This window comes from Streptomyces sp. NPDC039480, from assembly GCF_055597165.1.
Map to the genome: position 1 here is coordinate 658,157 of NZ_JBVITX010000003.1, position 22,507 is coordinate 680,663.

At 73.2% G+C, this 22,507-nt stretch carries 15 protein-coding genes; 4 read left to right on the plus strand and 11 right to left on the minus strand.

Annotated elements, in window-relative coordinates; translation table 11 throughout:
- The first annotated feature begins 5 nt into the window (after positions 1-5).
- A complete protein-coding gene (locus ACZ56E_RS13615; RefSeq protein WP_471213936.1) occupies positions 6-1,589 on the plus strand; it encodes an FMN-binding glutamate synthase family protein in 1,584 nt (527 codons plus the stop codon).
- On the opposite strand, the gene ACZ56E_RS13620 is transcribed toward ACZ56E_RS13615, so the two are convergent.
- The 11 genes from ACZ56E_RS13620 to ACZ56E_RS13670 all read right to left on the minus strand — a co-directional run bounded on the left by ACZ56E_RS13620 (position 1,579) and on the right by ACZ56E_RS13670 (position 20,430).
- Entirely contained in the window at positions 1,579-2,985 is a 1,407-nt protein-coding gene (locus ACZ56E_RS13620; RefSeq protein ID WP_471213937.1) for an MDR family MFS transporter, read from the minus strand. The genes ACZ56E_RS13615 and ACZ56E_RS13620 overlap by 11 nt on opposite strands.
- Positions 2,982-12,953, minus strand: a complete 9,972-nt coding sequence (locus ACZ56E_RS13625; RefSeq protein ID WP_471213939.1) for an amino acid adenylation domain-containing protein — start codon at positions 12,951-12,953, stop codon at positions 2,982-2,984. The genes ACZ56E_RS13620 and ACZ56E_RS13625 overlap by 4 nt, the downstream gene beginning before the upstream one ends.
- A 1-nt stretch (position 12,954) precedes the next feature.
- Positions 12,955-13,740, minus strand: coding sequence for an ABC transporter ATP-binding protein (locus tag ACZ56E_RS13630; RefSeq protein ID WP_468090034.1), 786 nt, complete (start codon positions 13,738-13,740; stop codon positions 12,955-12,957).
- On the minus strand, positions 13,737-14,666 hold the full coding sequence (locus tag ACZ56E_RS13635) for a FecCD family ABC transporter permease (protein ID WP_471214096.1): 930 nt from the start codon (positions 14,664-14,666) through the stop codon (positions 13,737-13,739). The genes ACZ56E_RS13630 and ACZ56E_RS13635 overlap by 4 nt, the downstream gene beginning before the upstream one ends.
- 62 nt (positions 14,667-14,728) lie before the next feature.
- Positions 14,729-15,751, minus strand: a complete 1,023-nt coding sequence (locus ACZ56E_RS13640; RefSeq protein WP_471213942.1) for a FecCD family ABC transporter permease — start codon at positions 15,749-15,751, stop codon at positions 14,729-14,731.
- Positions 15,748-16,743, minus strand: coding sequence for an ABC transporter substrate-binding protein (locus ACZ56E_RS13645; RefSeq protein ID WP_471213943.1), 996 nt, complete (start codon positions 16,741-16,743; stop codon positions 15,748-15,750). Before ACZ56E_RS13645 ends, ACZ56E_RS13640 begins: the two co-directional genes overlap by 4 nt.
- Before the next feature lie 43 nt (positions 16,744-16,786).
- Positions 16,787-17,638: a siderophore-interacting protein gene (locus ACZ56E_RS13650; protein WP_471213944.1), complete on the minus strand. Its 852-nt coding sequence runs from the start codon at positions 17,636-17,638 to the stop codon at positions 16,787-16,789.
- On the minus strand, positions 17,635-17,874 hold the full coding sequence (locus ACZ56E_RS13655) for a phosphopantetheine-binding protein (protein WP_468090042.1): 240 nt from the start codon (positions 17,872-17,874) through the stop codon (positions 17,635-17,637). Before ACZ56E_RS13655 ends, ACZ56E_RS13650 begins: the two co-directional genes overlap by 4 nt.
- A gap of 158 nt (positions 17,875-18,032) precedes the next feature.
- Entirely contained in the window at positions 18,033-19,427 is a 1,395-nt protein-coding gene (locus tag ACZ56E_RS13660) for a mycothione reductase (RefSeq protein WP_471213946.1), read from the minus strand.
- A 99-nt stretch (positions 19,428-19,526) separates the two neighbouring features.
- Positions 19,527-19,799: a hypothetical protein gene (locus ACZ56E_RS13665; protein WP_471213948.1), complete on the minus strand. Its 273-nt coding sequence runs from the start codon at positions 19,797-19,799 to the stop codon at positions 19,527-19,529.
- Between the two features lie 64 nt (positions 19,800-19,863).
- Positions 19,864-20,430 (minus strand): DoxX family protein, encoded by a 567-nt coding sequence (locus ACZ56E_RS13670; RefSeq protein ID WP_471213950.1) that lies wholly within the window; start codon positions 20,428-20,430, stop codon positions 19,864-19,866.
- Positions 20,431-20,561: 131 nt separating this feature from the next.
- On the opposite strand from ACZ56E_RS13670, the gene ACZ56E_RS13675 reads away from it, so the two are divergent.
- The 3 genes from ACZ56E_RS13675 to ACZ56E_RS13685 all read left to right on the plus strand — a co-directional run bounded on the left by ACZ56E_RS13675 (position 20,562) and on the right by ACZ56E_RS13685 (position 22,403).
- Positions 20,562-20,708 (plus strand): hypothetical protein, encoded by a 147-nt coding sequence (locus ACZ56E_RS13675; protein WP_362989886.1) that lies wholly within the window; start codon positions 20,562-20,564, stop codon positions 20,706-20,708.
- Positions 20,709-20,806: 98 nt separating this feature from the next.
- Positions 20,807-21,379, plus strand: coding sequence for a dihydrofolate reductase family protein (locus ACZ56E_RS13680; protein ID WP_471213952.1), 573 nt, complete (start codon positions 20,807-20,809; stop codon positions 21,377-21,379).
- Positions 21,380-21,449: 70 nt separating this feature from the next.
- Positions 21,450-22,403 (plus strand): YdcF family protein, encoded by a 954-nt coding sequence (locus ACZ56E_RS13685; protein WP_471214097.1) that lies wholly within the window; start codon positions 21,450-21,452, stop codon positions 22,401-22,403.
- Positions 22,404-22,507 lie beyond the last annotated feature (104 nt).

Consider the following 22,507-nt stretch of genomic DNA (forward strand, 5'->3'; position numbering starts at 1 on the left):
GGATCATGACGCGTTTCATAACGGTGGGCCTCCTGACGGCCTGCGCGGTGGGCGGTGTGCTGCTCGCCCTCCTGATGTCCCCCTGGTGGTGGCTGGCCGGCGCCCCGCTGGCGGCCGTGGCGCTGACCGGTGTGTACGACCTCGTGCAGAGGCGGCACTCCGTGCTGCGGAACTATCCCGTCCTCGGCCATCTGCGGTTCCTCATGGAGGCGATGCGCCCGGAGCTCCAGCAGTACTTCGTGGAGCGCAACTACGACGGCAGGCCCTACGACCGCGACACCCGCAGCATCGTCTACGAACGGGCCAAGGGCGTCGCTGCCGAGGAGCCCTTCGGCAGCGAGCGCGACATGGACGACCGCGGCTACGAGTTCCTCGTGCCGTCCATGGCGCCGGTGGACGTCCGCGACGAGCCGCCCCGGATCCGGATCGGCGGCCCCGACTGCGCCGAGCCGTACGACATGGCTCTCCTCAACGTCTCGGCGATGAGTTTCGGCTCGCTGTCCGCCAACGCCATCGTGGCTCTGAACACCGGTGCGGCGCGCGGCGGGTTCGCGCACGACACCGGCGAGGGCGGCCTGTCCGGCTACCACCTGCGGCCCGGCGGCGACCTGATCTGGGAGATCGGGACCGGCTACTTCGGCTGCCGCACCCGCGACGGGGACTTCGACGCCCAGCAGTTCGCCGAGAAGGCCGCCCACCCCGCCGTGCGCTGTGTGTCGCTCAAGCTGTCGCAGGGGGCGAAACCGGGGATCGGCGGCGTCCTGCCCGGCAGCAAGGTCAACGCGGAGATCGCCTCGGTACGCGGCGTACCGCAGGGTGAGACCGTCATCTCACCGCCGTACCACCGCGTCTTCTCGACGCCGCGCGAACTCGTCCGGTTCCTGGCCAGGATGCGGGAGCTGACCCACGGCAAACCGGTCGGATTCAAGCTGTGCCCCGGCTCCCGCGCGCAGTTCCTCGCCGTGTGCAAGGCCATGCAGGCGGAGGGGATCACTCCCGACTTCATCGTGGTGGACGGCGCCGAGGGCGGCACGGGCGCGGCGCCGCTGGAGTTCGCCGACCACCTCGGCATGCCGCTCACCGACGGGCTCATCACGGTGCACAACGCCCTCGTCGGCACCGGCCTGCGGGACCGGATACGGGTCGGCGCCAGCGGCAAGGTGGCCACCGGCACCGACATCGTCAAGCGCCTCGCCATGGGCGCCGACTACACCAACGCGGCCCGCGCGATGATGTTCGCCGTCGGGTGCATCCAGGCCCAGCGCTGTCACACCAACCGCTGCCCGACCGGCGTCACCACCACGGATCCGCACCGCGCCCGCGCCCTCGACGTCGTGGACAAGGCCGCCCGCGTCACGCGGTTCCAGGAGGCCACGGTCCACAGCGCGCTGCAGATCATGGCCGCGATGGGCGTCCGCGACCCCTCGGAGCTGGGCCCGCACCTCCTGCGGCGCCGCGAGGACCGGGGCAGGTTCCGGTCCTACGCCGAGTTGTACGACTGGCTCTCCCCCGGCGAGCTGCTCGCGGCGCCGCCGGAGAGCTGGGCCGCCGACTGGCGCGCGGCGGATCCGGACAGCTTCACCTCCTGACCGCCCCGGTCGCGGGCAGCCTGGTGGCTCCCGCGGCGGCGAGCAGGCAGAAGCCGAGCACCCACCAGAAGGTGTCGCCGAACGCCGAGGAGATGTCCGGGCCCCGGGCGGACAGCCGGTTCTCCAAAACCACCGCGAGGGCGGCGGTGCCCACCGAACCGCCCACCGTGTTGAGGAGGTTGAGCGCGCCGGACGCGCGGGGCAGGTGTTCGGGCTCGATGCGGCTGTAGACGATGTTCATCACGGGTGCGCCGATCATCGCCATGCCGATGCCGCGGACCGCGAGCGCGGCGATGATCAGCGCGTCCGGGGGTTCGTGGCCGAGCCGGGTGAACGGGATGGTGCCCGCGAGGATCAGCACGATGCCGGTGACCACCAGGGTCCGCGGCGCCACCTTGTCGATGGTGCGGTTGACCAGGACGGAGCCGGCGGCCGCGCCGAGGCCCTGGGGGGCGAGCAGCAGCCCGGCCTCCCACGCCGAGAGGCCCCGGCCGGTCTGGAAGTACAGCGGCAGCAGGAACGTCGTGCCGAACACCGAGGCGCCGAGGACGAGCAGCGCGAGGGCGGCGGCCCCGAAGGGCGGCCGGGTGAACAGGCGTGGGTCGACCAGCGGGGTGCCGCGCGTGCGCAGTCCGTGCACCGTGAAGCCCACCAGCATCGCGACGCCCGCCGTCACACCGAGCACGGCCGGGACGGTGCGGCCGTGGGCGACCTCGGTCAGCCCGTACACCAGCACGGCGAGGCCGGGTGACAGCAGTGCGGCCCCTCGCAGGTCGAACGCCGTCCGCCGGGTCGACGGCGGTACGTCGGGGACGTAACGGCGTGCGAGCAGGGCGGCGACCGCGCCGATCGGCAGGTTGACCAGGAACAGCCACTGCCAGGACGCCACGCCGAGGAGGGAGCCGCCGACGAGCGGGCCGAACACCGGCGACAGAAGCGGGACGACCGCGACGACGCTGATCACCCGGCCGGTGCGGCCACGTCCCGCGATGCGGGCGAGCAGCGCCTGCCCGGTCGCGGGCAGGAGCCCGCCGCCGAGCCCCTGGACCACCCGGAACACGATGAGGCTGGTCGCCGACCAGGCCAGCGCGCACAGCACCGAGCCGAGCAGGAACACGCCCACGGCGGCGAGCCAGGTCCGCCGGCCGCCGAACCGGTCGGCCAGCCAGCCCGATGCGGGCACGGCGGCGACGACGGCGAGGAGGTAGGCGGTGCTGACCCACTGGATGTCGGCGACGGAGGCGTCGAACTCGTCGGCCAGCCGGTCGATGCCGACGCTGACGATGGTGGCGTCCAGCGTGGCCATGAAGGTGCCGAGCACGAGGATGAACGCGATGCGCAGCAGCTGTCCGTCCACCCGCTCGCGCTCGGCGGGTGGTGCGACGTCCTTGGTCATCGGCGCTCCAGGAGGTCGTGGACGTCGTGGTCGAGGTACTTGTCCAGGGTGCGGAGCAGGTCGACGAGTTCGTCGGCGAGCCCGTCGACGGACACGCCTGCCCGGTGGGCGAGTACGCCGGTCCAGCCGTCGCCGTCCGGCATGACGGTCAGGGTCACCGGGTGGTGCGTGGACTCGCGGAAGCGGGTGCCGACGAGGGTGAGTCCGGGGGCGGGTTCGCGCAGGCGGTCCGGGTCGACCGGGTAGTTCTCGAACACCACCAGGCTGTCGAAGAGCCTGCGCCGCCCGGTCAGCCGCTCCAGGTCGGAGAGGGCGACGTGGTGGTGCTCGACCAGGGCGCGCTGCCGGGCCTGCAGATCGGCGAGCGTGTCGGCGAGGGTGCCGGTGAGCCGGGCGCGTACCGGCACCGTGTTGGCGAGCAGCCCGACGATCTCCTCGACGCCCGCCAGCTCCGGCGGGCGGCAGGCGACCATGGCGCCGAAGCAGACGTCGGCGCGGCCGGAGCGCCGGGCGAGCAGCACCGACCAGGCGCCCTGGACCAGGGTGTTGCGGGTCAGGCCGCGCCGCGCGGCGAGGTGGGTCAGCTCGGTCACGAGGGCCGCGTCGAAGGTGAGGAGCGTGGGCTCCTGCCAGGCCGGGCCGGGCTCGCCGCCGCTCAGATAGTCGCCTTCGGGCAGCCCGGCCAGCTCGGCGGCCCAGGTGTCGAGGTCGGGCTCGTGGTCGGCGCGCCAGCGCAGGTAGTCGCCGAACGGCACGGGGGTGGGCAGGTCCGCGGCGACGCCGCGGACGCGGGCCGCATAGAGGTCGAACAGCTCGGTGAGGATGCGCGGGGCCGACCAGCCGTCGGAGAGCACGTGGTGACTGGTCATCACCAGATGGGCGAGGTCCGCGCCGTCCCGGATCACGGTCAGGCGGAGCAGCGGGCCGCGGGCGAGGTCGAACGGTTCGGCCAGATCGGCCGCGAGGACCTCCTCGGCGGGCCCGTCGACCACGCGGAAGTCCGGCACGGGCGACGCGGGGAGCACCGCCAGGTCGGCGGGGAACACGGCGCCCAGGTTCGGGTGCCGGGCCAGCAGGTCGCCGCCCGCGGCGCGCAGGGCGTCGGTGTCGAGCGGTCCCGCGAGGGAGAACGTCGACTGCACGGTGTACGGGTCGGGGCGTTCGGTGCGCGAGTGCCGCAGCATCACTTCCTGGAGCGGGGTGAGGGGCTGGACCCCGGCGATGGGCCGCTCGTGGTCGAGTGCCCTGATCTCCGGTGCGGCGGCGAGCTCTTGGAGCGCGCTCCGCAGGCACTCGGTGAGGTCCGCCACCTCGGCGGCGGTGAACAGCGCGGCCGGCCAGGTGATCCGGACGCCGAGCGCGTCGTCGCGCACCAGGGCGTTGACCATGAGGCTGTGCGGCAGGGGCAGTGCGTCGGTGCCGCCCGAGCCGAGCGGGTCGGCGTCCGGCGGCGCCTGCCACGGCGTCTCCTCGGCGGGGGCGCCGGGGAACTGGCCGAGGTAGTTCCAGGCGATCTCCGGCGCCACGGGGTCGAGGAGACCCGCCGAGGTGAGGATGCCGTGTCCGAGGCCGTCGCCCTGGGCGCGCAGCCGTTCCCTGACCGCCTTCACGTCGTCGTCGGCGTCGAGGCGCACGGGGTGGACGGCGGTGAACCAGCCGACGGTCTGGGACAGGTCGACGTGCTGCGGGCGGCCGTGGCTCTCCAGCGCGACCAGGACGTCCCGCGTGCCGCGCCAGGCCCGTACCGCCTTCGCGAGCGCCGTGAGGAGCACGGCGTCCGGGGTGCTGCGGTAGGCGGCCGGCAGGGTCGTGATCAGGGCGCGGGTGGCCGCGGCGTCGAGCCGGATCTCGTGGTGCCGAGCGGTGGCCACGGTGTCCCTCGCGGGGTCGAGCGGGCGGGTGAGCGCCGGGGTGGCGGTCATCCCCTGCCAGTGGGGCAGTTCGGACCGCCGGTCGGCGGCGCGCAGCGACTGCGCCCAGCCGACGAACGACTGGCCGTGCCGGGTCAGTTCGCCGCCGGAGTGGGCGTGCTCGACGTCGTCGAGGAGGACGCGCCAGGAGACACCGTCGACGACCAGGTGGTGGGCGATCAGGAGGAGCCTGCCGGGCCTGTCCGGTCCTGCGTCCACCCACACGGCGCGCAGCAGGGGGCCGGTGCGCGGATCCATCGCGTCGCGGGCCCCGGCGATGTGGGCGTCGACGTGTGCGCGCAGGTCGTCGTCGGTCGCGCGTACGCAGGTCAGGACGTCGGCGCCGGTCACCGCGCCGACCGGTGGGATGTGCAGGGCGTCGTCGGTCAGGCGGGCTCGCAGCACGTCGTGCCGGGCGAGGAGCGCGTCGAGGACGGCCTGCCAGGCCGCCGGGTCGCCGCCCGGCGGGACGCAGATCTCCACCCACTGGCAGAACCCGTCGGCGGCGGTGCCCGCGCGGCGCAGCAGGTCCCGCATGACCGGGGTCAGCGGCGCGTCGCCGGTCGCGGGGGCCGCGCCGCTGTCGAGGGCGCGGGCACGTGCCGCGATGCCCGCGACCGTCGCGCCTTCGAAGACGTCCCGCGCGGTCAGCCCGAGCCCCTGGCGGCGGGCGCGGGAGACCACTTGCAGGGACACGATGCTGTCGCCGCCGATGGCGAAGAAGTCGTCGTCGGGCCCGATGGCGTCGGTGCCGAGTACGTCACGGAAGACGCCGAGCAGCACGGCTTCGGCCTCGGTTGCGGGTGCTCGCCGGGCTGCGGCGGCGGTCTCGGGGGCGGGCAGCGCGGTGGGGTCGAGCTTGCCGCTGGGGCTGAGCGGCAGCCGGTCGATGGGGACGAGCGCCGTCGGCACCATGTGGTCGGGCAGCTCCGCGGCCAGGAACTCGCGTACGCGGCCGGTGTCCAGGTCGGCGCCGTCCGTCGGGATGACATAGCCGACGAGGCGTCCTTCGCGGACGATCACGGTGCAGGCGCGGACGTCGGGGTGGCTGGTCAGCGTGGACTCGATCTCGCCCAGCTCGACGCGGAAGCCGCGCACCTTGACCTGGTGGTCGACGCGGCCGAGGAAGACCAGCTGTCCGTCGGGCCGCCAGCGGACCAGGTCGCCGGTGCGGTACATCCGCTCGCCGGGCGGTCCGAACGGGTCGGCGACGAACCGTTCGGACGTCAGCCCGGGGCGGCCGAGGTAGCCGCGGGCCAGGCTCGGCCCGCCGAGGTACAGCTCGCCGGTCACGCCGACGCCGGCCGGCTGGAGCCCGCCGTCGAGGACGTAGGCGCGGACGTTGGGGTCGGGGCGGCCGATCGGCAGCGGCCCGGCGTCGTCCGGGTCGTAGTGCCAGGTCACGGAGTTGATGGTGACCTCGGTCGGGCCGTAGGCGTTGAAGAGCGCCCGGCGGCCGCTCCCCCAGCGCCGCGCCAGTTCGGGGTCGAGGCGCTCGGCGCCGACGACGAAGAACACGTCGGGGTCGACGGTGCGGTCGTCGGGCATCGCGGCCAGGAACGACGGCAGCAGGTTCACGCCCGTCACCCGGTGCTCGACGATGTAGTCGAGGAGTTCGTCGCCGGGGACACGCACTTCCTCGGGGGCGATCACGGAGGTGCCGCCGGACAGCAGCGGCACCATGGTCTGCCAGAACGCGACGTCGAAGCTGGTCGACGCGAAGTGCAGGTACCGGTCGTGCTCGGTGACGCCGACGACCTCCTCCTGGAGTGCGATCAGGTCGGGCACGCCCCGGTGGGTCACGCCGACGCCCTTGGGCCGCCCGGTGGTGCCGGAGGTGTAGATGACATACGCGAGCGCGTCCTCGGTCAGCCTGGCGCGGGCCCCGGCCGGGTCGGTGTCCGGCGCGGCGGCGAGGGTGGCCGGGTCGTCGAGGCGCAGGACCGGGATGTCGCGGTCGACGGGGAGTTCGGCGCCGGTGGAGACGACGGCGGCCGGGTCGATGTCGTTGAACATGAACGCGAGCCGCTCGCGGGGGTAGCTCGCGTCCATCGGCACATAGACCGCGCCCGCCTTGGCCACGCCGAACAGCGCGACGGTCATCTCGATGTCGCGTCCCAGCAGCACCGCGACCGGGTCCTGGGGGCGCACGCCACGTGCGATCAGCGCGTGGGCGAGCTGGTTGGCCCGCCGGTCCAACTCCGCGTAGGTGAGCGAGCGGTCGCGGCAGACGAGCGCCTCGGCGTCGGGCTTGCGCCGGACCCAGGCGGCGAACTCGTCGAGCCAGTGGCCGCGCTCCTTGGCCGGGACGATCTCGGTGCCGGTGCGCAGGATGCGCTCGCGCTCGTCGGGGTCGAGCGCGGGCAGCCGGAGCGCGGGGCGTGCCGGGTCGTCGACGATCTCGCGGAGGATGTTGTGCAGCCAGCGGCCGTAGTCGCGCACGGTGTCCGCGTCGAAGGCGCGCGGCTGGTAGCCGAGGCCGATGGTGATCTCGTCGTCGGGGATCACGATGACGGTCAGCGCGTAGTGCGTGGCGTCGGTGATGTCCACGCCGGCCAGGTCGAGTCCGGGCGCGAGCGGGGTGCGCTTCCGGCTGGACAGCGGGAAGTTCTCCATCACGAGCATCGTGTCGAAGAGTTCGCCGACGCCGACCGCCCGCTGGATGTCGGGCAGGCCGACGTGGTGGTGCTCGGCGAGGGCGACGCTCTCGGCGTGCACGCGGGCCATGAGGTCGCTCGCGGTCTGGTCCTGGGTGTGCCGGACGCGGACCGGGATCGTGGTGCCGAGCTGGCCGATCATCGACTCCACGCCGTCGACCTCGGCGGGCCGCCCGGAGACGGGGCAGCCGAAGACGACGTCGCGGCGGCCGGTGAGCTTGCCGAGGAGCAGGCCCCACGCGGTCTGGAGGACCGTGGTGAGGGTGACGCCCTGTTCGCGGGCGAAGGCGCGCAGCCGGTCGCTGAACTCGCGGCCCAGGGCGACGGTTTCGCGTCCCGGCCGCTCGACGCCGGTGCCGGTGCTCGCGGGTGCGAGCCGGGTCGCGTCGTCGACACCGGCGAGCGCGGCACGCCACGCCCCGAGCGACGCCTCGTGGTCGCGTCCCGCGAGCCATCGGAAGTACTCCGAGAGCGGCGGGGCGGCGGGGACGGCGGGGCCGCCGCTCAGCTCGGCGTAGAGGGCGAGGAGGGTGCGGCCGACGAGCGGCATCGACCAGCCGTCGAGCAGGGCGTGGTGGTTGGTGATGACCAGCTTGTGCTCGGCGGGCCCGACGCGGGACAGGAGGAAGCGGATCAGCGGCGGCCGGGCCGGGTCGAACGGACGCTCCAGGTCCTCCTTGGCGGCCTCGGGGAACCGGTCGTCCTCCCGCCAGTCCAGGGTTACGTCGGCGGGTATCACCTGCACCACGTCGTCCCCGGCGGTACCGAGGTACACGCGCAACGCCGGGTGGCGGCGCAGGAGTTCGCGGGCGGCCTCGGCCATCCGGTCGGGCCGCAGCTCGCCGGCCAGGGTCGTCACGGCCTGTACGACGTAGACGTCGGCGTCGTGGTCGTCGCGCACCAGAGTGTGGAAGGAGAGCCCGACCTGCAGCGGGGTCGCGGGCAGGACGTCGGCGATGCGGCCAGTGCGTTCGAGGGCGTCGATGGCCGGCTGGTCGAGGTCGACGAGCGGCAGGTCCGAGGGGGTGAGCCCGCCCTCGGTGTGGCGCGCGTGCTCGGCGAGCGCGTCGAGCGCGGCGGCCCAGGCGTTCCGCAGCGCCATCACGGCGTCGGCGCCGAGCACCTCGGTCGCGGCCGTCCACTCGACGGCGAGCCGCGGCGCGCCCTCCTCGTGGACGAAGCAGTTCAGGGCGAGGACCTGCTCAAGTGCCTTGGCGCCGGGCTCGGTCACCGAGAACGCGTCGTGGACGGGCAGCCGCCAGCCGGTGCCGGGCAGTGAGCCGAACCGGCCCAGATAGTTGAGGAGGACGTCCGGCGGCGGCGTGGCCGCTAGCTCGGGCCCGGTCTCCGGGTCGAGGTGGCGCAGGACGCCGTAACCGATCCCGTTGTCCGGGACACCGCGCCTGGCCTCCTTGGCCGCGCGCAGCAGCTGACCCACGCCGTCGGCGAGGGGGACGCGGACCGGGTACTCGCTGGTGAACCAGCCGACCGTACGGGACAGGTCGAGGTGTTCGCGGCCGTGGCCCTCCATCGACACGGTCACCGCGTCGCCCGACAGGCCCCACTCGCGCAGGGCGAGCACGAGCGCGGCGAGCAGCACCTCGTCGACACCGGCGCGGTACGCCGCGGGCAGCGTCGTCAGAACCGCCTCGGTGACTTCGGGCGAGGCCACGGTGACCGACCGGTGGGCGGTCGCCACGGTGTCCCGCGCGGGGTCGAGGGGCCGGGCGCCGAGCCGGGAGGCGGCGGCGAGACCGGCACGCCAGTGGTCGAGTTCGTCGCGTCGCGCGCCGGACGCGCCCTGCTCGGCGAGGAGCGTGGCGTGCCTGCGCCATGAGGCGCCGGCGGGTTCGAGGGTGCCGCCCGTGCAGGCCGCGTGGAGGTCGGGCAGCAGGATGCGCCAGGACACACCGTCCATGGCGAGGTGGTGGACGACGAGGACGAGGCGGTCGGAGGTGTCGTCGTTGGTACGGAGCAGGGCCGCCCGCACCAAGTCGCCCGAGCGCGGGTCCAGTTGACCGGCGAGACGTTCGGCCAGGGCGGTCACGTCCTCGCCGTGGACCTCCTCGACGACGGCCCGCACGGCGCCGCGCGGCAGCACTTCGAGCCCGTCGCCCAGGCGCAGCCGCAGCGCGTCGTGGTGGTCGAGCACCGCCTGTACGCCGGCGGTCAGGTCGGCGAGGCCGAGTCCTTCGACGTGCAGGGCGGTCCACTGTGCGTAGGAGGCGACGACGTCCACGTCCGGGTGCGGGTCGAGGAGGCCGCGCACGATGGGGGGCGCGGGTACGGGTCCGGTCGGGTCGTCGACCGGTTCGGCCACGTCCTCCACCAGTCCGGCGGACGCGGCGAGGGCGGCGAAGGTGCGGCGCGCGAGGAGGTCCCTGGGCCGCAGTGCGAGGCCTCTGGCCCGGAGCCGGCTGCTGATGGTGATCGCGGTGATGCTGTCGCCGCCGAGGGAGAAGAAGTCGTCGTCCACGCCGACCCGGTCGACCTCGAACACCTCGGTGAGGACCGCGCAGAGCAGGCGTTCCCGCTCGGTGTGCGGCTCGCGGCCGCCGCCGGCGGAGACGGGTGCGGGCAGGGCGGCGCGGTCGAGCTTTCCGTTGGTCGTGACGGGCAGTTCGTCGAGGACGACGACCGCCGCGGGCACCATGTGTTCGGGGAGCGTCGCGGCCAGTCGGGCTCGTACGGCGTCCCCGGTGACCGTGGTGGACACGACGTAGCCGATCAGCCGGGACGACCGGACGGTGGCGGCCGCCGCGGTGACGCCCGGCACGGCGCCGAGCGCGGCCTCGACCTCGCCGGTCTCCACCCGGTGACCGCGGATCTTGACCTGGCCGTCGCCGCGGCCCAGGTAGTCGAGGCCACGGCCCGGCACCCACCGGGCCAGATCGCCGGTGCGGTACATACGCGCGCCGGGCCGGCCGAAGGGGTCGGCGACGAACCGGTCGGCGGTCGCCCCCGGCCTGCCGAGGTAGCCGCGGGCCAGGTGCGGCCCGGCCAGATAGAGCTCGCCCGTCCTGCCGTGCGGCACGGGCTGCAGCGCGCTGTCCAGGACGTAGACGCGGGTGCCCGCGAGCGGGTGGCCGATCGTCGGTTCGCCGCCGTCGATCCGGGCGGTGGTGGCATCCACGGTGGCCTCGGTCGGCCCGTACATGTTGCGGGCGGTGACGCCGGAGTCGGCGATCCGACGCCAGAGCGCGGGCGGGGTGGCCTCTCCGCCGAGGACGAGCAGCGTCGGCCGGCGGTCGAGGAGCCCTCCGTCGACCAGTGGCGCGGCCATCGAGGGGGTGGTGTCGACGATGTCGATGCCGTCGCGGGCGTACGCGTCGAGGAGCGCGTCGGCGTCGCGGGCGGTCTCGGCGTCGTAGACGTGCAGTTCGTGGCCGCACAGCAGCCACATCAGGTGGTCGAACGCGGAGTCGAAGGCGAAGGAGTAGGTGTGCGAGACGCGCAGTGCGCGCTTCGCGGCGCCCTCGGCCTCGGCGATGACCGTCGACCGCTGGTGGTGCAGGAGTGCCGCCAGGCCGCCGACGCGGCCGAGCACGCCCTTGGGGCGGCCGGTCGAGCCGGAGGTGTGGATCACGTAGGCGAGGTGGTCGGGGTGCCGGGGCGCGGCCAGTTCACCGGCCGTCAGGGGTGTGCCGGGCAGTGCGGCGGCCTCGTCGGTGAGGATCTTCCAGGGCAGCCCGTCGACCGTGTCGGCGGCGGTCAGGACCAGTGCGGGGCGGGTGTCGTCGATCAGTCCGCGCAGCCGCTCGGGCGGGTACGCGGTGTCCAGGGGCAGGAAGGCGGCGCCCGCGTCGAGGACGGCGAGGAGGGCGGTCACCGAGTCGGCGGAGCGCGGCAGTGCCAGCGCCACGACGTCGTCGGTGCCGATGCCGCGGGCCCGCAGCGCGCGGGCGAGCCGGTGCACGCGGTCGGCGAGGTCCTGCGCGGACAGCCGGTCGTCGCCGCAGACCAGGGCGGTGTGCCCGGGGTCGGCGGCGGCCATCGCGTCGAACGCGGTGGGTACGTCCAGGGGGGTGCCGGGCAGTGCGGGCGGGCACCAGTCCGCGAGGATCCGGTCCGCGTCGCCGGCCAGGGCGATCCGGCCGACGGTCCGCCCGTCGATCAGGCCGGTGAGCAGGGTCCGCAGTCCGGCCAATGAACTGTCCACGGAGGCCTGGTCGTTGGTCCGCGCGTCGACCTCGAAGCCGAGCAGCAGTCCGCCGTCGCGGGCGGGCAGGACGCTCAGGCCCATGTCCTCCGGCGGGCCGCCCGCGACGTTGCGCATGACGCCGCTGGACCCGGCGAAGTCGAGCGCCAGGTCGAACGCCTTGAGGTTGATGCCGCGTCCGTGGAGCAGTGCGCCCGCGCCGGGTACGCCGAGGTCACGGGGCAGGTCCTCGCCGCGGTAGCGCTGGTGGTCGCGCATCTCCTTCATCGCGGCGGCGACGCGACGGCTCAGCTCGCCGAACCCGTCGCCGGGCCGCACGGTCACCCGCAGCGGCAGGACGTTGACCGCCATGGCGGGGGTGCGCAGTTCGACGGAGCCCGTGCGGCACATCAGCGGCAGCGCGAACACCACGTCGGTGCGGCCGAGCACGCGGTGCAGGAAGGCGGCGTAGCAGGCGATCAGCGCCTCGCCCCAGGTGACGCCCTCGGTGTCGGCGAACGCGCGGAGCCGGGCCGTCTCCTCGGGCGAGAGGGCGGCGCGGGCGGTCAGGGTGCGGTCGGGTGCACCGGTCGCGGCGTCGGCATCGCCGAGGTCGGGCAGGGGGGTGAAGCGCTCGACCCAGTACGCCCGGTCCTCGGTGAACCGGTCGCTGTTCCGGTAGGCGCGGTCGGCGGCGATGAGGTCGGCGAAGGCGCCGAAGGTGGACTTGCGCGGCTCGCTGCCCTGGACCAGCGCGGTGTAGCGGGCGGCGGTGCGGCGGGCGAGCATCGCGGCGGTGTAGCCGTCGAAGACGAGGTGGTGGCCGAGCTGGGTGTACCAGACCTCGCGGTCGGAGAGCCTGATGACGGTGCGTGCGTACAGCGGCCGGTCCACCATGCCGCGGCAGGCCTCCCCGACCCGGGCCCGCTCGGCGTCGACGAGCGCGTGGGCGGCGGCCACGGGGTCGGCCTCGCCGCTGACGTCGACAAACCGGGGCGCCGCGACAGGTTCCTGACTGATCGTCTGGCGGGGCCCGTCGGGGGTGTCGTACACCCGCAGCCGCAGGGTCTCGGCCTCCTCGGTGGTCGCCCGGACCGCCTCGGTCAGCGCGTCGACGTCGACCGGCTCGCCGCCGGATATCTCCACGACGTCGCCGACCACGTAGTACGGCGAGTCCGGTTCGAGGCGCTGCGCGTTCCAGATGCCCGTCTGGGCGCCGGTCAGGGGGAGCAGGCCGTCCGAGGAGACGCTTGCGGTGCTCAACTTACTCTCCTTGCAGTGTGGGGACGACCATCGGCGTATCGGTCACCGGGTCGGGGACGATGACGCTCGGCAGGTCGAACACGTCCTTGATCAGCGCGGCGTCCACGATGTCCCCGGGGTCGCCCTCGGCGACCACCCGGCCGTCCTTCATGGCGACCAGGTGGTCGGCGAAGCGGCACGCCTGGTTGATGTCGTGCAGGACGGCGATCACCGTGCGGCCCTCGTCGCGCAGCCTGGCGAGCAGGCCGAGCAGTTGGTACTGGTGCGTGATGTCGAGGAACGACGTCGGTTCGTCGAGCAGCAGGTAGGGCGTCCGCTGGGCGAGGACCATGGCCATCCACACGCGCTGGCGCTGTCCGCCGGACAGCTCCTGCACGGGCCGGTCGGCCAGGTCCGCGACGCCGGCGGCGGCCATCGCCTCGGTGACGGCCGCCTCGTCGTCGGGCGACCGGAGCGCGAGGAGCGACTGGTGCGCGAACCGGCCGCGGCCCACCAGGTGGCGGACCTTGATGTCGTCGGGGGCCAGCGGGTCCTGCGGCAGGAAGCCGAGTTGCCTGGCCAGTGCCTTGGCCGGGTAGCCGCCGACGTCGCGGTCGTCGAAGCGCACATGGCCGTCGGCGGGGCGCAGCAGGCGGACGAGCGCGCGCAACAGGGTGGACTTTCCACAGGCGTTGGGGCCCACGATGGCGGTGAACGCGCCGTCGGGGACATCGAGGCTCAGCCGTGTGGACACCACCCGGTCTCCGTAGCGCAGGGTGATGTCCCGCGCGGTCAGGCGTGCGGTCACGCGCGCCCCACCTCCTTGGTCAGCAGCCAGATCAGATAGCAGCCGCCGATCGCGGTGCTCACCACGCCGACCGGCAGGGCGACCGGCGCGAGGAGCATCTGGGCGATCAGGTCGGCGCCTTGGAGCAGTACCGCTCCGGTCAGCGCGGCCGGGAGCAGCGGCACCCCGGCGGCGCCCGCGAGCCTGCGCCCGATCTGCGGGGCGGCGAGGGCGATGAACGCGATGGGGCCTGCCACCGCGGTGACGGTGGCCGTGCAGCCGACGCCGACGAGGACCATCAGCAGGCGCAGCCGGTTGAGTGCGACGCCGGTGGTGACCGCGATCGCGTCGCCGAGCGACGCCTGGTGCATGGCGTGGGCCCGCGACGCCATGAGGGCGAGGAGCACGGCGATCACCGCGAAGGGGATGCCGAGGTCCTCCCAGCCCACGCCGGCGAGTGAGCCCGCGCTCCAGCCGACGGCGGCGATCGCCACCTCCAGGTCGGCGCGGAGCACGATCCACGAGTTGACCGCGGTGACCATCGCGTTGACGGCGATGCCGATCACCACGAGGCGCAGTCCGGAGAAGCCCCGGTCGAACGAGAGCAGGTAGATGACGGCCGCGACGAGCAGTCCGCCGAGCACGGATCCTGTGGCCAGTTGGGCTGAGGTGCCCGACAGGACGGTGAGGGCGACCAGGGCGCCGGTGTAGGCGCCGGCGTCGAGGCCGATCACGTCCGGGCTGCCGAGCGGGTTGCGCGTGAGGTTCTGGAAGATCGCCCCTGCCACGCCGAGCGCGGCGCCGAAGACCAGTCCGGCGAGGACGCGCGGCAGCCGCCAGTCGGAGATCACCACGGAGCGGTCGGTGCCGGTCAGCGAGGCGAACACCTCGCCGGGGGTGGACCATGACGCGCCGTAGCACAGCCCGAGCAGGCCGAGGCCGAGCATCAGGGCGACCAGGGCCGCGACGAGCAGCACGGTGCGGCGTTCGGCTTTCAGTACGAGTGTGCTCACAGCGACCCCGCCCCGTAGCGGCGGACGGCCCAGATCAGCATGGGTCCGCCGAGGAAGGCGGTCACGACGGCCACCGGCACCTCGCCGGTGGGGAGCAGCACCCGCGAGCCGATGTCGGCGACCAAAAGGAGGATCGGGCCGAGCACCATCGAGTGGAGGACGAGCCACGGCACCGAGCCTCCGGCGGGTCTGCGCACCAGGTGCGGCACGATCAGGCCGACGAAGAGGATCGGTCCCGCGACCGCCGTCGCCGCGCCGCTGAGCACGGTGATCAGCACGAGTGCGGCGGCCCGCACCCGGCCGACGTTCGCGCCCAGGGTGTGCGCGACGGTCTCGCCGAGCGACAGGGCGTTGAGCGCCCGGCTCAGCAGCAGCGCGCCGACCAGAGCGGCCCCGATGACGGTCAACGGCAGTGCCAGCGGCGCCTGTTCGCGTGCCGCGAGGGAGCCGACGGACCAGAACCGGTACGCGTCGAAGGTGTCGGGGAGCATCAGCCGCAGGCCCAGCGCGACGCCGCTCAGGACGGCGGTCAGGGCCACGCCGGCGAGCACCAGACGCAGCGGCGAGTGCCGTCCGACGGCGGCGACGAGGAGCGCCGCGCCGACGGAGCCGAGGACCGCGAAGCCCAGTTCGCCCGCCTGACCGGCCGTCAGGCCGAGTGCCGAGCCGATGGTGATGGAGAACCCGGCGCCCGCGGTGACCCCGAGGATGCCGGGCTCGGCCAGCGGGTTGCGGGCCAGCGTCTGGATGAGCGCGCCCGCCACGGCGAGGGCGGCGCCCACCGCGACGGCGAGCAGCGCCCGCGGCGCCCGGACGTCGCGCACGACCACGTGGTCGTCGGTGCCCCGGTAGTCGAGGAGGGCCCGCAGGACCTCGCCGGGTGCGACGGAGCGGGCTCCGACGCCGATGCTGAGCACGGCGACGACGGCCAGCAGCACGAGGCCGCCGACGAGCAGGCCGGTCTGCGGGACGGCCCGTCTGGTTCCGGCCGCCTCGGAGGCGCGGCCCGCGACGGTCACCGCTTCAGGAGCGGCGCGAACGACGTGTCGATCGCGTCCAGGGTCTTCATGGCCTGCCCGTAGGTCGCGGCCTCGGTGTAGCGGATCGGGAAGGTCTTGCCGGCCTTGACGGCGGGCAGGTTCTTCCACAGCTTCGAGTCCATGACGTACTTCACCGGCTTGGGGATGCTGCCGTCGGCGTTGACCGAGTAGGTGATGGCGTCGGCCTTGCCGAGCGCGGCCGGGAGTTCCTCGATGGACGGGTACTCGCTGACCGCCTTCGAGCCGGGTCCCGGCTCCTTGACCTTGCCGTAGTACTTGGCGCCGACGTCCTCGGCGATGTTGGTGCCCCACGAGCCGCCGAACTCCCGCTGGAAGGTGCCCTTGGCGGTCTCGCCGTACGCGCCGACATGCCCGAGCTTGAGCTTCGGCAGCACGTTCTTGTACTTCTTGGCCAGCTCGCCGGCCTTGGCCTCGTACGTGGCCTTGGCGGCGTCGAACTTCTTGAGCGCGCCCGCCGCGTCGGACTGCTTGTGCGTCAGCTTGCGCCACGCGGACGGCACGGTCGGGCCGATCGCCACGACCGGGGCGATGCCCTCGAGCCGCTTGACGTCGATGTCGCCGAGCACCGGGGCGGGGACGCCGATGACGATCAGGTCGGGCTCGGCCTCGGCGATGGCCTCGTAGTTGGTCTCAGTCGCCAGCTCGCCCGCCACCTTGGGCGTCTTCTTGTACGTGGCGAGGTCCTGCTTGCTCATCATCGGCTCGCCGCGCTTCCACGACGAGATGCCGACGAGCGGGGCGCCGCCCTCGATCATGGCCGGTACGGCGTAGCCGGTGGCCACCACACGCTTCGGGTCGGCCGGGATGGTGATCTTGCCGTTGTCGGCGGCGAAGACCCGGGTCTTCCCCTTGCCCGAGTCGTCCGACCCGCCGTCCGACGACCCGCATCCGGTCACCACCAGGGCCAGCGCCACGGCGCCGACCAGGGCCGACGATCTGCGTATGGTCATTTTTCGCTCCTTGCTGCTTAGGTAAGGCTTACCTTAGTACGAGTCAGTGGTCGTCTTCGTCGAAGTCGGCGACGCCGCGCTTCCAGTAGCCGGTGATGTCGTGGTCGGCCTTGTCCAGCCCGAGCACGTCGCGGACCCAGCGGCGCAGGGGCTTGATCTGCCCGGCCTCGCCGGCGACCCACACGTACACCCGCTCCCCCTCGGGCACGGTCACGGCGGTCACGGCCCGTTCCAGCGCGCCGCCCGTGCCCGCCGGGGCGTCGCCCCGGTGCAGCCAGCGCACCTCGACGCCGTCTGGCGCGGACAGCTCGATCTCCTCGCCGGCGTCGGCGACTTCGACGAACGCCCAGCCCCGCGCCGTCCGGGGCAGCTCCTCGAGCCAGCGCGCGATCGCGGGCAGCGCCGTGATGTCGCCCGCGAGCAGATAGCGGTCATAGGTGTGCGGGACGATCAGCCCGCCGGGCGGCCCCGCGACGTGCACCACGGCACCGGGCCGGACCTCGTGCGCCCAGTCCGACGCGAGTCCGCCCGCGTGCGGGACGATGTCGATGTCGAGCTCGCCGGTGACGGGGTCGTAGTGGCGTACGGTGTACTCCCGCGAGGTGGGGGCCGGGCGCGGCCAGCGCAGCATCGCCCCGTTCCGCTCCGGCAGCCGCAGCGAGCCGTCCGGCTCCCGGAAGACGAGCTTCACGTGCTCGTCCGGGGCGTGCGCCTCGAACCCCTCGGTGCCGGGCCCGCCCAGGGTCAGCCTCAGCAGACCGGTGCCGACCATGGTGGTGCGTACGACCTCGACCTCCCGGATGCCGATCGGGTAGCCCACCTTCTCGGCGTGCAGGCCCGCGCGGACCTCGGCGATCCGGTCCAGGTGCCGGTGCCGGTGGTCGACCCGGCTCATGCGGCACGCCCCGTCAGGAGCTCCGTCCAGTGGCCGAGTTCGGGCTGCTCGGCGAGGTCGGGGAACTCCAGCGCGGTCGCCCCCGCCGCACGCCAGCGCTGGACCAGCGTCATGATCCGCACCGAGTCGAGACCGAGGTCGAAGAGGTCGTCGCCGGGGGCGATCTCGGTGGGCTCGCAGTCGAGCAGCTCCGCGATGTCGGCGCGGACGCGCTCGGGCGACAGGGTCTGGCTCATCGGATGGCTCTCCTTCGAAAACGGGTGCCGACAGTGCGGCCCGCCCGTCGACCCCTGCGATACTGAGGCAAGGCTAACCTAACTTAATCTTGGTCGTGGCATGAAAACGGGAGGCCCTCCAAAGGGCCTCCCGTGGTTGTGCCTCGCCTGTCGCCGCGTCACATGGCCGGTGAGCGGCGCCGGTTGTCCGGTGCCAGATCCAGGAGCGCGTTCTCGACGACCTCGGTGAGGGCCGGGTGGATCCACAGCGGACGGGCGGCGACGTCCCTGGCCGGCAGCCCGAAGGTCATGGCGAGGACGAGCGGCTGGATGAGGGTGGCGGCCTGCGGTCCGAGCACGTGCGCGCCGAGCAGGCGGCCCGAATCCCGGTCGGCCAGCACCTTGCAGAAGCCCTGCCCGTCCTCCAGCGCCCAGCCGTACGCCACGTCCTCGTACCGGCACGAACCGACCGTGTAGTCCAGGCCCTGCTCCCGGGCCTCCTGCTCGGTGAGCCCCACCTGGGCGATCTCCGGGCGGGCGAACACGGCTGCGGGCACGACGTCGTACGACATCGTGCGCGGCTCGTCGGGGTGCAGCAGATTGTGGGCCACCACCTCGCCCTCGCGGTTGGCCACGTGCTTCAAGGGCGGCCCCGCGGCGATGTCGCCGAGCGCCCAGACCCCGGCGGCGCTGGTGCGCAGCTGCGCGTCGACCTCGATCAGGCCCTTGTCGTCGCAGGCGATGCCGGCCCGGTTCAGGTCGAGCCGGTCGCTGTTCGGCTTGCGGCCCGCAGCGACGAGCAACGTGTCCGCTTCGAGGACCGAGCCGTCGTCGAGCGTCAGCCGCAGCTCGCCCGGGCTCCCCTCCACACGCACCAGTTCCCGGCCGAGACGCAGGTCGTAGCTGTCGCGCACGATGTCGGTGAAGGCCGCCGCGATCGACTCGTCCTGCTCGGAGAGCAGCCGGTCCTGCTGCTCGACGACGGCGACCGCGGTGCCCGCGGCGTGGAAGACGTGCGCCAGTTCGGCGGCGATGTACCCGCCGCCGAGCACCACCATGCGCTCGGGCACCTCGTCGAGCCGCATCACGGTGTCGGACGTCTCGTAGGGCAGCCCGGACTCCGCGACCACCGGCGGGACCGCGGGGCGGCCGCCCGCGACGACGACGATCCGGTCCGCGCCGACCCGTTCGGTCCCGTCCGCCGTCTCCACCAGGAGCTCGCGCTCCCCGGTGAACCGGGCGCGCCCGCGGTACACGGTCACGAAGTCCGACGCGCGACGGCCTTCCTCGCCTTCGCGCGCGACGGCGTCGAGCCGCCCGAAGACGCGTTCCTGGACGCCCGCCCAGGCGACCCCGTCGGGTTTCGCCCGTACGTTGTGCCGTTCGGCCTCGCGGACGGTGTCGGCCACCTCCGCCGTCACGGCGAGCATCTTGCTGGGGATGCAGCCCACGTTCAGGCAGGTGCCGCCGAAGGGGCCCTCCGCGACGAGTGCCACGTCCAGGTGCGAGAAGCGGTCGTCGATCAGCGCGTTGCCGGTGCCCGCGCCGAGGACAAGGAGATCATGATGTCTCATATGTGGAGCGTATCCGCGTATGCCCGTTACACACCTGGGAGCGACGCGGCCGTCCGTCACAGGTGCCCGGCCGTCCGCGACAGGTGCCCCGGCCAGCCGTCACAGATGACGCGGCGGGCTGTTGCGGACGGCCGAGCGGCGCGCCCACAGCGCGCACGCCAGCAGCACGAGTCCGGCGAAGCTGTACGCCCACGCGTTGGACGCACCCGTCGCCGCGCCGACGCCCCAGGCAAGCGACCACACGGCGAACAGAACGCACAGGGCGCTCCACGCCAGCGTCCACATCCTGTGGCGCGCCTCGAGACGCTGCGCGGTGCCGCGCTCCATCTCCCCCATGCCGGACCCGCCGCCTGACTCGTCACGTATCGTCATAAGCCCCCGGGTGCCCAGGAGTTGGGGGGTGAATCACCCCCGGAACCCCCGGCACCCCCGGCGCTCACAAGTGCCGCGTGACGGCCTGCTGGGCGCTCGCGGACGCCGAGCGGACGGCGCCCGCAGCGTTTCCCGCCACGCCGCTCAGCGTGTGCGTGGCGTCGCGCCGGGTGCGGCGGGCCGCCCGTCGGCCGCTGACCGCCGCGCTCCGGGTGCGGTACGCGACCGACGGCTTGCCGTGGGTGTCGGCCGCCGCGAGCAGCAGCCCGCCGAGCAGCGAGACGTTCTTGGTGAACTGTGTCCGCTGGGCGGCCCGTTGCTCGGGGTCCTTCTCCTTCCACCAGGCGTGCCCGGCCAGGGTGGTCGGCACGAGGGTGCCCGCCAGCGCGAGGGCGGCGACGCGCGGCAGCCGTCCGGTGGCCAGCATCAGACCGGCGCCCAGCTGCACGGCGCCGTTGATGCGGACGAGGCGCTCCGGATCGTCCGGGAGCCAGGGGATCCGGGAGCTCAGCGGAGCCGCGACGGGCTCGGCGGCGGGGGCCGCGCGCTGGGGGTCCCTGAGTGTGTGCAGCCCGCCCGTGACGAAAACGGAGGCGAGCATCGGGCGTGCGCATTTCCTGAGAACAGCCATGCCTTCCGGCTGCCCGCAACGCACACACTCAGACACGGTTTCGAGGATCCGCTCGGGGTACGGGGAACAGGAATCCCACGACAACCCGACGACCTCCCACCGCCACGGCGGTGAGAGCCCAGGAGGACCTCATGGCCGGACTGCTCGCACGCATCAGGGCGTACAGCCGCACCCCGCAGGGCCGACGGACCGTCAGTTCCGTGCGCCGGGCTGCCGCCGACCCGCGCAAGCGCGCCCAGGCCCGTTCGCTCCTCTCCCGGCTGCGCGGCCGCCGCTGATCGGGCGCGCCCGACAGAGCGGGCGATGATCGATGAGTTTCTCCGCGTCCCACGGTCATCAGTGATAATCAACGACCCAGACCTTCAGGAGAACTCAGATGCGCACGCTCATCAGCACCGCCTTCGTCTCGCTCGACGGCGTCGTGGAGGCGCCTGGCGGCGAGCCCGGTTACCGGAACTCGGGGTGGACGTTCAAGGACATCGAGTTCGTCCCGGAGGCGTTCGAGATCAAGGGCCGGGAGCAGCAGGAGGCGACCGCGATACTGCTGGGCCGGGTCAGCTACCAGGCGTTCAGCCCGGTCTGGCCGGACATGGCGGACTTCGCCGACTACAAGCCGATGCCCAAGTACGTCGTCTCCACCACGCTCGGCGAGAGCGACCTCGTGACGAACTGGGGCGAGACCACGATCCTGCGCTCGCTCGACGAGGTCGCCGCGCTGAAGGAGACGGAGGGCGGCCCGATCATCGTCCACGGCAGTGCCGCCCTCAACCGCGGTCTCTCGGACGCCGGTCTGATCGACCGGTACCACCTGCTCGTCTTCCCGCTGCTGCTCGGCGCGGGCAAGCGCCTGTTCAGCGACGCGGACAAGGACACGCAGAGGCTGAAGCTCGTCGAGCACGAGGCGTACGCCAACGGCCTGCAGAAGAACGTCTTCGACGTGATCCGCTGAGCCGACCGTGACTGCGCGAACCCTGATCTACGCCCCGGCGGCGCTGCTCTTCCTCGTCTTCTGCTGGCGCATGGTGCGTGAGCGCCGCCGGTTCGGCAACGCGGTGCTGCTGGGGCTCGCCGCGCTCTGCGGCCTTGCGGCCTGGATGTACGAACTGGTCTCGTCCGGCTCCACATCGGGGCTGGTCGTGGCCGTCTCGCTGCTCGTTCTCGGCGGCGTGGGCATCCTGGTGCTCGTGTGGCTGCTCTTCCTCAACGGCCTGCGGATGGTGCGCAAGGAGGGCAGGAGCCCGACCAACCTGCTCTCCCTGATGGGTGCTCTGTGCATCGTCGCCGTCGTGGCCCTGGTGGTCACGGCCGCCGTGCTGCGGACGCCGGTGATGATCGGAGTGGGCGTGACGGCACTGGGCCTCGCCTGCTACATCTCGTTCCTGTTCCTGAGTTTCGTCGTGTACGCGTTCCTGTACGGCCGGCTGCGCATCCGCCGCAAGGCCGACTTCGTGGTCGTGCTGGGATCCGGGCTCATCGGCGGGTCCACGGTGCCGCCGCTGCTGGCGAGCCGGCTCATGCGGGCGCAGGAGGTGCACGCGCTGCTCAGCAGGCGCGGCGGCGCGCCCGTGCTCATCACGTCGGGAGGGCAGGGACCGGACGAGGACCTGCCGGAGTCCCACGCGATGGCCGACTTCCTGACGGAGCGCGGCTTCCCCGCCGATCTGATCGAGCGCGAGGACCGGTCGACGACGACGGAGGAGAACCTGCGGTTCAGCAAGGCTATCATGGAGAAGTCCGATCCGGACTACCGGTGCGTCGTCGTGACGAACAACTACCACGCGTTCAGGGCCGCGCTCACCGCTCGGCGGATCGGCGTCAGGGGCCAGGTCGTCGGCTCGACCACGGCGGCGTACTTCTGGCCCAACGCGACGATCCGCGAGTTCGCCGCCGTCCTCGTCGCCTACAAGCGGACCAACACCGCCATGTGCCTGCTGTTCGTCCTCGGCGGCGTACTCGCGTGGGCCGCGCGCTGAGCCGAGCGGAGCATGTGAGCGGCCGCGGCCCTGTCCCACGAAGGCCGCGGCCGCTCAGCTCGGAGGCGGGGCCGCCCACTGACCTTTCAGCGGCCCCCGCAGGA

Bases quoted from the DNA above. Each gene is read 5' to 3' on its own strand.
- ACZ56E_RS13650 (WP_471213944.1), bottom strand. From the start codon at position 17,638: ATGAGCCGGGTCGACCACCGGCACCGGCACCTGGACCGGATCGCCGAG.
- ACZ56E_RS13635 (WP_471214096.1), bottom strand. From the start codon at position 14,666: ATGCTCGGCCTCGGCCTGCTCGGGCTGTGCTACGGCGCGTCATGGTCC.
- ACZ56E_RS13670 (WP_471213950.1), bottom strand. From the start codon at position 20,430: ATGGCTGTTCTCAGGAAATGCGCACGCCCGATGCTCGCCTCCGTTTTC.
- ACZ56E_RS13615 (WP_471213936.1), top strand. From the start codon at position 6: ATGACGCGTTTCATAACGGTGGGCCTCCTGACGGCCTGCGCGGTGGGC.
- ACZ56E_RS13645 (WP_471213943.1), bottom strand. From the start codon at position 16,743: ATGACCATACGCAGATCGTCGGCCCTGGTCGGCGCCGTGGCGCTGGCC.
- ACZ56E_RS13665 (WP_471213948.1), bottom strand. From the start codon at position 19,799: ATGACGATACGTGACGAGTCAGGCGGCGGGTCCGGCATGGGGGAGATG.
- ACZ56E_RS13660 (WP_471213946.1), bottom strand. From the start codon at position 19,427: ATGAGACATCATGATCTCCTTGTCCTCGGCGCGGGCACCGGCAACGCG.
- ACZ56E_RS13675 (WP_362989886.1), top strand. From the start codon at position 20,562: ATGGCCGGACTGCTCGCACGCATCAGGGCGTACAGCCGCACCCCGCAG.
- ACZ56E_RS13620 (WP_471213937.1), bottom strand. From the start codon at position 2,985: ATGACCAAGGACGTCGCACCACCCGCCGAGCGCGAGCGGGTGGACGGA.
- ACZ56E_RS13685 (WP_471214097.1), top strand. From the start codon at position 21,450: ATGGTGCGTGAGCGCCGCCGGTTCGGCAACGCGGTGCTGCTGGGGCTC.
- ACZ56E_RS13655 (WP_468090042.1), bottom strand. From the start codon at position 17,874: ATGAGCCAGACCCTGTCGCCCGAGCGCGTCCGCGCCGACATCGCGGAG.
- ACZ56E_RS13680 (WP_471213952.1), top strand. From the start codon at position 20,807: ATGCGCACGCTCATCAGCACCGCCTTCGTCTCGCTCGACGGCGTCGTG.